The 12,795-nt window shown below is 58.4% G+C and carries 12 protein-coding genes; 1 reads left to right on the plus strand and 11 read right to left on the minus strand.

Annotation, left to right across the window (positions count from 1 at the left end):
* Positions 1–56: 56 nt before the first annotated feature.
* Together MHX65_RS01570 and MHX65_RS01575 are read right to left on the minus strand one after the other, a co-directional pair.
* On the minus strand, positions 57–893 hold the full coding sequence (locus MHX65_RS01570; protein ID WP_239268120.1) for a tRNA (adenine-N1)-methyltransferase: 837 nt from the start codon (positions 891–893) through the stop codon (positions 57–59).
* Positions 894–921: 28 nt separating this feature from the next.
* Entirely contained in the window at positions 922–2,175 is a 1,254-nt protein-coding gene (locus tag MHX65_RS01575; protein ID WP_239268122.1) for a M18 family aminopeptidase, read from the minus strand.
* Between the two features lie 46 nt (positions 2,176–2,221).
* Here MHX65_RS01575 and MHX65_RS01580 point away from each other — a divergent pair, with 46 nt between their 5' ends.
* On the plus strand, positions 2,222–3,049 hold the full coding sequence (locus tag MHX65_RS01580; protein WP_023022351.1) for a RecB family exonuclease: 828 nt from the start codon (positions 2,222–2,224) through the stop codon (positions 3,047–3,049).
* Between the two features lie 6 nt (positions 3,050–3,055).
* Here the strand turns inward: MHX65_RS01580 and MHX65_RS01585 are convergent, their stop codons facing one another.
* The 9 genes from MHX65_RS01585 to MHX65_RS01625 all read right to left on the minus strand — a co-directional run bounded on the left by MHX65_RS01585 (position 3,056) and on the right by MHX65_RS01625 (position 12,788).
* A complete protein-coding gene (locus MHX65_RS01585) occupies positions 3,056–4,723 on the minus strand; it encodes a formate--tetrahydrofolate ligase (protein ID WP_239268124.1) in 1,668 nt (555 codons plus the stop codon).
* Between the two features lie 149 nt (positions 4,724–4,872).
* Entirely contained in the window at positions 4,873–6,180 is a 1,308-nt protein-coding gene (locus tag MHX65_RS01590; RefSeq protein ID WP_239268126.1) for an anaerobic C4-dicarboxylate transporter, read from the minus strand.
* 359 nt (positions 6,181–6,539) lie between these two features.
* Positions 6,540–8,099 (minus strand): aspartate ammonia-lyase, encoded by a 1,560-nt coding sequence (gene aspA / locus MHX65_RS01595; protein ID WP_023022356.1) that lies wholly within the window; start codon positions 8,097–8,099, stop codon positions 6,540–6,542.
* Positions 8,100–8,210: 111 nt separating this feature from the next.
* Positions 8,211–9,056: an ATP phosphoribosyltransferase gene (gene hisG / locus MHX65_RS01600; RefSeq protein ID WP_023022358.1), complete on the minus strand. Its 846-nt coding sequence runs from the start codon at positions 9,054–9,056 to the stop codon at positions 8,211–8,213.
* Positions 9,057–9,099: 43 nt separating this feature from the next.
* Positions 9,100–9,363 carry a phosphoribosyl-ATP diphosphatase gene (locus tag MHX65_RS01605; RefSeq protein WP_023022360.1) on the minus strand — a complete coding sequence of 88 codons (264 nt, stop codon included), beginning with the start codon at positions 9,361–9,363 and terminating at the stop codon, positions 9,100–9,102.
* A 43-nt stretch (positions 9,364–9,406) separates the two neighbouring features.
* On the minus strand, positions 9,407–10,129 hold the full coding sequence (locus tag MHX65_RS01610) for an HAD family hydrolase (protein ID WP_239268128.1): 723 nt from the start codon (positions 10,127–10,129) through the stop codon (positions 9,407–9,409).
* Between the two features lie 124 nt (positions 10,130–10,253).
* A complete protein-coding gene (locus MHX65_RS01615; RefSeq protein WP_023022364.1) occupies positions 10,254–10,637 on the minus strand; it encodes a hypothetical protein in 384 nt (127 codons plus the stop codon).
* A gap of 24 nt (positions 10,638–10,661) precedes the next feature.
* A complete protein-coding gene (gene mshC / locus MHX65_RS01620) occupies positions 10,662–11,900 on the minus strand; it encodes a cysteine--1-D-myo-inosityl 2-amino-2-deoxy-alpha-D-glucopyranoside ligase (RefSeq protein ID WP_239268130.1) in 1,239 nt (412 codons plus the stop codon).
* A 33-nt stretch (positions 11,901–11,933) separates the two neighbouring features.
* Positions 11,934–12,788, minus strand: coding sequence for an undecaprenyl-diphosphate phosphatase (locus MHX65_RS01625; protein ID WP_239268132.1), 855 nt, complete (start codon positions 12,786–12,788; stop codon positions 11,934–11,936).
* Positions 12,789–12,795: the final 7 nt, after the last annotated feature.

Here is a 12,795-nt window from a genome sequence, read left to right on the forward strand (position 1 = left end):
TATGAGCGAGGCCACTTTAGTATTTAATTACACCCGTGTACTTAAAATTGTGCACCTTATTTGCGGGCGCGGCGCTGGGGGCGCGGCGGGGTGACGCCATCGGCAAGCCGCCTGGTCCAAATTAGGAATGCGGTGTGCGCATTCATGCGGTGCTCCGGGCGGGTGGCTAGGCCTTCTACCTTCCACTCGCGCACGAGGGATTCCCACGCCTTCGGTTCGGTAAAGCATTGTAGCTCGCGGATGCCCTCCATGACCTTCATCAGCTGCGGGACCGTTGCCACATAGGTCATGAACACGCCGCCAGGGATCAGCAGATCGCGCACGGTCTCCAGGTTCTCCCAAGGCTCCAGCATGTCCAAGATGATGCGGTCGACGGGGCCACCGAGGTCCTCAGCGGTGACATCACCGAGATCGCCTAGGCGCGGCGACCACCACTCGGGGCGAGCGCCAAAGTATTCCTCGACGTTATCGACCGCGTACTCCAGGTGATCATCGCGGATTTCATAGGAATAGACGTGGCCTTCGGGGCCCACGGCGCGCAGGAGGGACATCGACAAGGCGCCGGAGCCCGCACCGGCCTCAAGCACGCGGGCGCCCATGAAGATATCGCCCTCGACCAAGATTTGTGCGGCGTCCTTGGGGTAAATGACGGCGGCACCGCGCGGCATCGATAAGACGTGATCCACCATGAGGTGGCGGAAGAGCAGGAAGGACGAGCCCAAGGTGGACTCGATGACGGAACCTTCATCCATCCCCATGATGTCATCGTGGTTGATTATGCCTTTATGGGAATGGAACTGGCCTCCTTCTTTCAAAATGACCGTGTAGTGGCGACGCTTAGCGTCCGTCAGCTGCACGCGGTCGCCATAGGAAAAGGGGCCAGAATAAGCCATGCCGCAAAACTCCTCGAGGTTGTGGGTACTAACCCTTCAAGTATGCCTCAAGAGCCCGCGAGAGCCATATTTGGTCCTGCTCGCCCACCATCTCGCGCGCGGAGTGCATCGACAGCATCGGCACGCCCACATCGACGGTGTCGATACCCAGCCGCGTTGCGGTAATCGGGCCGATGGTCGAGCCGCACGGCACATCGTTATTGCCCACGAAACGCTGCACCGGAACCCCACCCTTGGCACACGCGGTCTCCCACAGAGCAATCGTCTGTGCATCTGAGGCGTAGCGCTGGTTGCCGTTGATCTTGGTCACTGGGCCCTGCCCAATGATCGGCTGGTGGGTGGGGTCGTGCTTATCCGCGTAATTGGGGTGCACCGAGTGCGCGGCATCGGCAGACACGCAGCTGGAGCGAGCGAACATCTGGAATCGCTCTTCCTCATTAGCCCCCAGCGCGCGGGCGGTGCGGGTTAGCACGTCCTGCAGGATCGGTCCGGCGGCACCATAGCGGGAACTCGAGCCCACTTCCTCGTGGTCAAAGGCCATCATGACCAAAATATCGGAGCCGTCATAGTCCTGCGCAGCGCTTTGCATGGCCTCCAGCGAGGCGTGCACCGAAGATAGGTTATCCATGCGGCCAGCCGCGATAAACTTTTCGCCCGCGCCAAAGACGGCACCCCGGGCGGCATCGGCGGTAATCAGGTTGAAGGAAGCAATATCCTGCTTGGCGATGCCCGCCTGCTCCCCCACCACCTGCAGGATCGACGCCTCTTCATCGCCGACCGTCAGCACCGGCTGCATGTGCTTTTGGCGGTCCGGCTTGAACTCATCCTTGCGGTACAAGTGAATGGCCAGCGAAGGAAGGCGCAGGACTGGACCCGTATTCACGAGGTGCTGGCGCCCATCCGTGGTCACCACCTGGCCGGCGACGGTAAGTTCACGATCAAACCACGTGTGCAGCAAGGCACCGCCGTAGATTTCCACCGCGACCTGTTGCCAACCTACAGCCGAAAAATCGGGCGTGGGCTTGAGCGCCAGCCCCGGCGAATCAGTATGCGAGCCAACGATGCGGAAACCGGAGTTCTTATCGGCGCCTTCCGGCACGTACCACGCGGCAACCGCACCGCCGCGGACCATGACGTGCCCGCCTGGTGCGGCCGACCAGTCCTCGCGCTCATCCTGAACCTGGAAGCCAGATTCTTGCAGCTGGCGCGCTACCTCATGCGCGGCGTGGTACGACGACGGCGAGGCCGCCAAGAAATCAAGGAACTTATCGGTATAACTCATGCCTTCTAGCTTGCCACGAAACGATCAGCGATAGGCTAGATACACCATGGCTACTACATCAACTCCCCGCCCCCGTCCCCTTGCCCTGTCGCCCTCGCGCGCCTCCGACTACCAGCAGTGCCCGCTGCTCTACCGTTTCCGGGCCATCGACAAGATTCCCGAGCCCAAGACCATCGCCCAAGTTAAGGGAACCCTGGTCCACGCGGTCCTAGAAGAAACGCATAAGCTCCCGCGTGAAGAGCGCACCTACCCAGCAGCGGTAAAGATGATCAAACCGAGCTGGGCCGCGATGACAGAAGAGGACGCTGAACTGCTCGAGCTCGTGCCCGAAGAAGAAACGTATGACTTCTTCGTCGCCGCCCGCGAGCTGCTCAAGGGCTATTTTCAGATGGAAAACCCGCAGGGCTTCGACTGCCAAGAAACCGAGATGTATGTCAATACAGTCTTGCCCAATGGCGTGCCCGTGCGCGGGTTTATTGACCGCGTGGACCGCGCCCCCACCGGCGAGGTGCGCGTCGTGGATTATAAGACGGGAAAGAAACCAGCACCCCGGTTTTCCCAGAGCGCCCAATTCCAGATGCGCTTTTACGCCCTGGTGTACTGGCGCCTGCTGGGCATCATCCCCCACCAACTGCGGCTGATGTATCTCAAGGTGCTGGACTCGATGTTTTTAGCTCCTACCCAGGAAGAACTCGAATACTTCGAGCGCGATCTAGGCCAACTGTGGGCCAAGATTGAGGCCGATGGGCGCGCCGGGGACTTTCGCCCGAAACGCTCCAAGCTCTGTAATTGGTGCGCGCATCAGGCGATCTGCCCCGAATTTGGCGGCACGCCGCCGGAGTACCCGGGGTGGCCGGGCTCCGCGGCGGATTAGCTCCTTTTAGAACAGTCCGGATACCGTGCCATCGGCGGCGACGTCGATATTATTGGCCGCCGGCTTCTTAGGCAGGCCCGGCATGGTCATCACGTTGCCGGTCAGCACCACAATGAACCCGGAACCGGTGCGCGGCAGCAGCTCGCGCACGTGCAGCGTGTGTCCTTCCGGGGCACCCAATGCCGTTGCTTCATCGGAGAAGGAATACTGCGTCTTGGAAATGACTACGGGCAGTTTATCCCAGCCATTGTCCTTGATGTACTGCAAGTCTTTCACGGCCTTGGAGCCGTATTCCACGCGGTCCGCGCGGTAGATCTCGCGGGCGATGGTCTCGATGGAGGCCTCGATGCCTTCTTCTGGATCGTAGAGTTGCTGCGCGCCGCCCTCGAGGTTCTCCAACAGGGCCTCGGCCAGCTTCGTTGCTCCCGCGCCGCCTTCAGCCCAGACATTGGCCTCTTCTAGGGCCACGCCGAAGTCCTTAGCCCAATCGCGCATGAACTGGCGCTCCGCCTCGGTATCGGACCAGAAGAGGTTCAGCGCGACGACGGGCTTGATCCCAAACTTGCGCAGGTTTTCTACGTGGCGCTCAAGATTGACGATGCCCTTCTGCAGCGCCTCGAGGTTTTCCTCGGTGAGCTTATCCTTGGCAGCGCCCCCGTTGTACTTCTGCGAGCGAATCGTCGCCACAACCACCGCGCCGGCCACGTCCAGGTCACCAAACCGGGACTTGATATCCATAAACTTCTCGCCGCCAAGATCTGCGCCGAAGCCGGCTTCAGACAGCACGATATCGCCGAACTGCAGCGCGGTCTGCGTCGCCAGCAAGGAGTTGCAGCCGTGCGCGATATTGGCGAAAGGACCACCGTGCACGAGTGCGGGAACCCCGCCGAGGGTTTGAACGAGGTTTGGGTTCAAAGCATCGCGCATCAGCGCGGTCAGCGCGCCTTCCGCATCGAGCTCGCGCGCGGTCACTGGGCGTTGGTCATAGGTAAAGCCGACGGTGATATCGCCTAGGCGCTGCTTGAGGTCTTCGAGGCTCGTCGCCAAGCACAAAATGGCCATGATTTCGGAGGCGGCCGTAATGGTAAAGCCAGTTTCTGCCGGTACGCCGTGCGCAGAGCCGCCGAGCCCGGTGACCACATTGCGCAGTGCGCGGTCGTTCACGTCGACGCAGCGCTGCCAAGTGACGCGGCGCGGGTCGATGCCCAGCTGATTGCCCTGGTGGATGTGATTGTCGATGATGGCCGCCAGCGTATTCGTTGCCGCGGCAATGGCGTGGAAGTCACCGGTGAATTGCAGGTTGATATCCTCCATCGGCACAATCTGGGCGTAACCGCCACCCGCGGCGCCGCCCTTGATGCCCATGACCGGGCCCTGGGATGGCTCGCGCAGGGCCACGATAGCCTTCTTCCCGATCTGATCCAGCGCATCGGTCAAGCCGATAAGCACCGTGGATTTACCTTCGCCAGCAGGTGTTGGGGAGACTCCTGTCACCAGCACGAGCTTGCCGCGCTTGTCTTTGGCGTAGTCCACCTTGGTGATATCCACCTTGGCTTTCGTGGAACCAAAGGGAATTACTGCATCTTCGGGGATGCCTGCTTTGGCTGCGATCTCCCCAATCGGCTGCAGGTTATGGGCTTGTGCGATTTCAACATCGGATGGCTGCGTAGTCATGGCACCTACCCTACCGATTTCTGGCATAAGCCAAGTCGCATGGGGGTATGAAGTGTGAGACGGAACATTTCTTATGGTGGAGCTTCCACATAAAAGTGGCGCCCTCTCCGCGGAGAAGACGCCACTGGGAGTGCAAGCTAGAGGACTCGCTAAATGATTACCGCGCCGAGTGCGTAGCCAAGGAGCACGGAACCGGCGATGCTGACCACGCCAGGGATGAGGAATGGGTGGTTGAATACGGCCTTGCCGATCTTGGTCGTGCCCGTATCATCCATTTCGACTGCTGCCAGCAACGTGGGGTACGTAGGCAGGATGAACAGAGCAGAAACTGCCGGGAATGCGGCCACAGCGGTAACCGGGCTTACTCCCAACGCCAACGCGGCGGGCATGAGCGCCTTGGTGGTAGCAGCCTGCGAGTACAGCAGGGCTGCGGCGAAGAAGAGCACCACTGCCAGCAACCATGGCGAAGCTTCAATGACGTCACCAGCCAAGGCTTGAATATCGTCCAAGTAGTGGTTGATAAGGGTGGTTCCCAACCACGCGACACCCAGCACACAGATGCAGGCGGACATGCCCGATTTAAATACCGGGGTATTGAGGACGTCAGCGGCCGGGATCTTGGTCTTGAGCACGATGATCGTCGCGGCCGAAAGCATGACCGTCATAATCGCCTCATTGCGCGGCAGCGTTGGATCCGTGATGAGCCCAACTTGTTCGGAAGAAATGGTAGCCCATGCCATGACGATAACGATGGCGATAAGGAAGATAACGACGGAAGACTTAGCGCCTTCCTTGGGCTCATATTTGCTAGCACCAATCGGCTCTTTGACCAGGCCCTGCGCCTTGCGCTCTTGGTACACAGGGTCATCTTCCAGCTCCTTACCAAACTTATTGGCCAGCCAAGCTGCGGGGAAGATGGACAAAAAGGTAGCTGGAATCAACACGCCGAGCACTTGGAGGTACCCCACCCCCATAGGTTCAAGCAGACCAGCCAGGATGACAACTGCAGCAGAAATCGGCGAGGCACAAATACCCATCTGCGCGGCGACGACCGCGATAGATAGCGGGCGCGACGGGCGAACCTTGCCTTCCTTGGCCACCTCAACGATGACCGGCAGCGTGGAAAAGGAGGTGTGCCCGGTACCAGCTAAGACCGTCATCAACCAGGTCACGATGGGTGCGTAAAACGTAATCTTCTTGGGGTTTTTGCGCAGGAACTTCTCGGCCACGTGAACCAAATAGTCCATGCCGCCGGCCTTTTGCATCGCGGCGATGGCCGCGATCACCGTCATAATGATGGCGATGACGTCGAACGGAATGTCTTCCCTAGTTACGGGAACTCCCGCAACGCCCAAAAGGAGAACGCCTAGGCCACCGGCCATGCCGATGCCTATGGACCCAATTCTCGCACCTAAGATAATGGCCGCGAGAACGATGACAATATGAATAATAACCATGGATACACTCCACACGTTCTCAACTACACGTGGTGGACACACATCAGCATGCCGGTCGTGGACCACCCTTACATTTCTATTTTGCCTTGAATATGTTGTTTTATTTACGCATTCTGCCCGTTTGTGTTGCTTCCCACATGTGTTCTACCTCGCGTTATAAACCGTTCGGTATATTTCCATGCCGCTGCACTATGGAAACGGGAGACGTTAGCTCAGGCATTCACGAAAGAGACCGCACACACCATGGAGTACTTTTCCGCTTTCCACGGAAAAACAGCACGGTGTGTGCGGAATGGTGGGCACCACCATGAGGATGGGCATCGCCCACCTCATGCAGCACTCCGGCTCGCGAACTTTACTTAGTTGTCATCGAGGAAAAGCTGACCGCGAAACTCTGGGTGCATCAGGTTTTCTACCGACAGAACCTTGTTCAGCGTTGCCTCATCCAGAAGGCCCTTCTCCAGGACGAGTTCCTTGACACCCTTGCCGGTCTTGAGGGATTCCTTGGCAATCTCGTCACCGTTGTGGTGGCCAATGAATGGGTTCAAGTAGGTGACGATACCAATGGAGTTCTCCACGTACTGGCGGCACACGTCGGCGTTAGCGGTAATGCCGGTAACACACTTCTCACGCAGGGCATCAACCGCGTTGCCCATGATGCGGATGGACTGGAACAGCGCCTCACCGATGACCGGCTCCATCACGTTGAGCTGCAACTGGCCTGCCTCTGCAGCCATGGTCACGACGTGGTCGTTGCCGAAGATCTTGAAGCAGGTCTGGTTGACAACCTCTGGGATGACTGGGTTGACCTTACCCGGCATGATGGAGGAACCTGCCTGGCGGGCTGGCAGGTTGATCTCGCCAAGGCCAGCGCGCGGACCAGAGGACAGCAGGCGCAGGTCGTTACAGATCTTGGACAGCTTCATGGCAGCGCGCTTGATGGCGGAGTGCAAGAATACGTAGGCACCGCAGTCAGAGGTAGCCTCGATAAGGTCGCTCGCAGTCTTCATCTCCAGGCCAGTGACCTCCGACAATGCGGCGGTTACCTGGTGGCGGTAGCCGGCTGGAGTGTTAACACCGGTACCGATGGCGGTTGCGCCGAGGTTGATCTGCAGCAAGCGGCTCTGTGCATCGCGCAGAACGGCCTGTTCCTCGTTCAGATTATTAGCAAAGCCCTTGAATTCGTCGCCCAAGGTCATGGGGACGGCATCCTGCAGCTGGGTACGGCCCATCTTCAGGATGTCTTGGAACTCATTACCCTTGTCCTGGAATGCGGAACGCAGGCTGTCGATGCGCACGATGAGGTCATCGATGGCAGCGTACAGGCCCAACCGGAAGCCGGTTGGGTAAGCATCGTTGGTGGACTGGGACATGTTGACATCGTCGTTGGGGTTGATGATGTCGTAGGAGCCCTTCTCCTCCCCCAAGTGCTCAAGGGCCAAGTTGGCAACGACCTCATTGGTGTTCATGTTCAACGAGGTGCCGGCACCACCCTGGAATACATCGAGCGGGAACTGGTCCATGCAGCGACCCTCATCCAGGATCTGGTCACAGGCCCACATGATGGCCTCTGCCTTCTTCTTTGGCAGCACGTGCAAGCGACGGTTGGCCATCGCGGCAGCCTTTTTGACCTTCACCATGCCGCGGATGAAGTGCGGAATGGTGTTAATGGTCACGTAGGAAATCTGGAAGTTATCCATCGCGCGGACGGTGTGGACACCAAAGTAAGCATCAGCGGGAATTTCCAAGTCACCGATCAGATCGGTTTCCGTACGAGTGTTTTTGCTCGACGTCTTTGGCTGCTTCTGCTCAGCTACCTTTTTCTGTGCAGAATGAGTGGTCTTATCCTCCTGCTTATTCTCCGCTTGCTTTGCGGCAGACTTAGTGTCTTTTTCTTCTTTCTTAGACGACTTTGCCATGATGGCGCGGCTCCTTTGCCTGTCGAGAATGATGTCCGAGTGAATAATCTCAAGCGCCAATGGTAGCCACGTTTCGCCCCAGTTGGGACGACCAAGAATTTAATACTCCCCCTAAAAGCGGGCAATGCGGAGATCGGAAGCCAAAATTGCCTCCGCACCGAGTTGGGAAAGTCGATCCATAATCTGGTTGGCTTCTTTTTGCGGAACCATCGCACGCACCGCCACCCAGTCTTGACGCGCCAACGGTGAAACCGTTGGGCCAGTCAGGCCCGGAGTAACACCAGCTGCTTTATCTAGATTTTCTTCTGCAATGTTGTAATCGATCATGAGGTAGGTGCGGGCGTGCAGAATACCTTGGATGCGGCCCAATACAACCTGCTCTTCCGGCGTCACCTCTGCATCGTGGCGTTTAATGACAACAGCTTCCGAGCTCACAATGGGCTCACCAAAGGGCGCCAAACCCTGCTGCCGCAGCGTAGTACCAGTTGACACGACATCAGCAATAACATCGGCTACGCCTAAGTGGATGGATATTTCCACCGCGCCGTCGAGGCGGATCACATCGGCGGAAATCCCCTTCTCCGCCAAGTCTTGTCGGACCAAATTCGGGTACGACGTTGCCACACGCTTGCCCTCCAGGTGAGAGATATCCCACCCCTCTCCTTGGGGTGCGGCGTAGCGGAATGTTGAGTCACCGAAGCCAAGTGAGAGGACCTCTTTAAATTGGGCGTTGGAATCGAGCGCTAAATCGCGCCCCGTAATCCCCAGATCAAGCACACCGCGGGCGACATAGATTGCGATATCCTTCGGGCGGAGGAAGAAAAACTCCACCCCATTGTCCAAATCCACCACGTTCAGCGTTTTGGAGTGGCCGCGCCCCTTATAACCGGCCTCACCAAGGATTTCTAAAGCCGCTTCTGATAGGGAACCTTTATTTGGTACTGCAATTTTGATCATGCTGTTCTCCAGGAAGTCTGCTCCACCGCAGGTGGGCAACAAGTTATAGGTATTTATAAATATCTTCAGGCCGCAGGCCGCGCTTGATCATCATGACCTGCGTCCAATAGATAAGCTGCGACATTTCTTCCGCCAGTTCCTCATCGGACTGGTATTCGGCGGCAATCCATACTTCGCCCGCCTCTTCGATGATCTTTTTGCCAATATGATGGGCGCCTTCTTCCAGCGCCTGGACGGTCCCAGAGCCCTCTGGCTTCTGGTCTGCTTTGTGTAGTAGCTCAGCAAAAAGTGTCTCAAAATCCTTCACAACTACCTATTGTTCCACAGGTAAGCAGTCAATGCGAAGGGTTTTATTTCATTTCCTGGATAGCTCGGAACCACTCGTAGACATCTACATGGCGCGCGCCTGCGAGGTGGCGAGAATCGCGCAGCCGGGAAATCTCCACTACCCCCTCCGGCACTTCCACGCCTTCATCCTCGGGCAAACCGATAACGGTGCATCCCGCGGCCACGGCAGCGCGCATACCTGCCGGGGAATCCTCAAACACAAGGCACTGAGCTGGATCAAGCTGCAGGCGCCGGGCTGCTTCCAAGTACATATCCGGGGCGGGCTTGCCAGTGGGAACTTCATCGCCGCAAATAGTGTCCACGAAATGTTCGCGGCCTATTACCGCGATGGCAGCGTCCGCGACGTCGCGATCCGTGTTCGTCGTGACCATCATCGGCATGCCGTCTTGGCGAAGCGAGGTTAAAAGCTCAGGAATCCCGGGAAAGATTTCTAGGCGGCCAGCAAAAAGTGTCTTCACATAATCAAACATCTTGTGCCGATAGGCTTCGACGTCGCCTTCGCCCAAGGAAACTCCCGCATTATCAGCGCAAATGCGCAGCGCCGTAGGAAAGGTAGCCCCCACCGTATCCATGCGTTGTCTGGCTGTCAGGCGCTTGCCCAGCACTTCCGAAAGATAGTACGTCGCCTCACCCCACAAGGGCTCCGAGTTGGTCAAGGTGCCATCCATATCCCAGAAAATCGCCGCGGGACGGGACAAAGACTGGGAATCACTCACTGTGGTCATACACACTCCACCGGCTATTCCGGCATAGAACTACGGCTCAACGAGGGGGATATTCGCGCTGCGCGGTGATCAATCAACTTCACCTTAGGAATCTATCCACGGCGGGCTGGCGCCGTAAAGGGGCCTAGAAGTCCAACTCTGGGATCTGTGACAGCGCCTCATCATCGGCGCCGGTAGCCGCGGAGGCGTTGTACATCAGCTCGGCGATTTCTTCCTTTTCCTCCGGCTCCACCACCGCATCGTGTTGCTTGCGATTGAAGGTGGCGAGTTTTTGCACGGTCTTATTCAGCACCGCGGCGAGCTGGCCGCCATCAGGATCGTCCGGCAGCCCGTCCAACCCATCCAACATCTGCTCGAGGTGGCCTTTGAGTTCTGGTAGGACCGCCGCGTTAAACGGTGCCTCCCAGAATTCTTTTTCCTCGTCCTTGAGGTAATCGCCGGTGGCGAAGGACTTAAGATCAGCAATGAACTCATCAACGGTGGGTTGGAAATCTGCGCGAATGCTCATGCTGTCGATATTGCCCTAAGTTGGCTAGGCCTGCACGCCGAGCAGCGAATTAAGTGCTGTACGCACTAACTCCGCAGCACCTTCCTCGTCTTCACCCCGGTTACTGCCTGCCCAATCGTCGATGACGCGCAGCGCGGTGGGGGTATCGAGGTCATCGGCAAGCGCTTGGCGAAGCCCCGCTACCGCACCTTCCGCAGCCGACAGGGACCCAGGGCTTTCCAGGGCAGAGCGCCACATGGCCAGGCGGGTCTTGGCTTGGTCGAGCACCTCATCGGACCAGTCCCGCTCAGCGCGGTAGTGGCCGGAGAATACGCCAAGGCGGATGGCGGAGGGATCTTCGCCTTGCTCCACGAGCTTGTGGACGAAGACCAGGTTGCCCAGGGACTTGGACATTTTCACGCCGTCGAGGCCGATCATTCCCGTGTGGACGTAGAACTGCGCCATGCGGTCTACGCCCAAGGCGGCCTCTGCATGCGCGGCGGAGAATTCATGGTGCGGGAACTTCAGATCGCTGCCGCCGCCTTGGATATCAAAGGTGCTGCCCAAGTAATTGGTGGCGATAGCAGAGCACTCGATGTGCCAGCCGGGGCGTCCGGGACCGAAGGGAGACTCCCACGCCGGTTCGCCTTCGCGGTGGGCGCGCCAAATCAGGGCATCCATGGGGTGCTTCTTGCCCGGGCGGTCGGGGTCGCCGCCGCGCTCGGCAAAAAATTCCTGCATCTGTTCCATCGAGTAATTGGATTCGTAGCCAAATTCCTCGGTGGCATCGATGGAGGCATACACATCGGGGTACTCCGGGTCATCGACCACGTAAGCGGCGCCGTTATCCAATAGTTTTTGCACCATGTCCACGATCTCATCGACTGCTTCCATGGCGCCGATGAAGTGCTGCGGCGGGATGACCGATAAAAGTTCCATATCGGAGCGGAAAAGGTCGATCTGGGAGGTGCCGAGTTCGCGCCAATCAACGCCGTCGCGCTCCGCGCGCTCAAAGAGTGGGTCATCGACGTCGGTGATATTTTGCGCGTAATTGACCTTCTTGCCAGCGTCCAGGAACTGCCGGTAGATCAGGTCGAAGGTGAGGTAGGTGGCTGCGTGGCCCAAGTGGGTCGAATCATACGGGGTAATGCCGCACACGTACATGGTGGCGGTATCCCCCTTTACCTGCACGGGGGCCTTGGTTTGATTCGCGGAGTCGTAGAGATAGAGCTGCGCCGCATCGCCTGGGACGCGACTATAAGTAGGTGTTGGCCAAGAATGCATGGCACCTATCCTAACGCGAACTTATGGGGCGATTTAAATGGGCTGTAGGACCCCCAAGGCCAGCAGAATCATCACGAGGATGCCCACTGGGATGCGGTAGGCCGCGAACCATGCAAAGGAGTGGTTGCCCACGAAGTTCAACAACCACGCAATCGAGGCGTAGCCCAAGCCAAAAGCGATACCGGTGCCCACGAGCAGCTGCATGCCGGACGCGGCTTGGCCGGCTTCGGGCGCGAAGGCATCGGGAAGCGAAAAAAGCCCCGACGCCAGCACCGCCGGAATGGCCAGGAGGAAGCTAAAGCGCGTGGCCACCTCGCGGTCGAGGCCCAAGAAAAGACCACCGGAAATGGTGCCGCCCGAACGCGAAACGCCAGGGATCAGCGCCAGGCACTGGCACAGGCCCATGATGATGGCATCTTTCATCGTGAGCTCGTCATAACCGCGCTTTTTGGAGCCCACGCGCTCGGCGGCGATGAAGACGAAGGAGAAAAGGATCAGCATCGCGGCGGTGATCCACAGGTTGCGCAGCGCCCCGCGGATGGCGTCTTCAAAAACCAACCCGATAACGCCGATGGGAATGGAACCGGCGATGACCATCCAGCCCATGCGCCAGTCCTGCCCGCGCGAGGCAGGGTTGGTCCACCCGCGCAGCCATCCGGAGAGGATTTGCCAAATCATTGGAGCAAAATAGACCAGCACGGCAAGCTCGGTGCCGAGCTGGATGACGGCTGTAAAGGAAGCACCGGCATCGTTGCCCCAAAAGAGCTCGGAAACAATGCGCAGGTGCCCCGAGGAGCTTACCGGGAGAAACTCCGTAAGCCCCTGCACAATGGATAAAACGATAACTTGTGCCCAAGAAACTGCTTCGGTCGCGGTATCAGAAATCACCCGCCAT

Source organism: Corynebacterium sp. ACRPS, assembly GCF_022346005.1.
In the GTDB taxonomy this organism is placed as follows: domain Bacteria; phylum Actinomycetota; class Actinomycetes; order Mycobacteriales; family Mycobacteriaceae; genus Corynebacterium.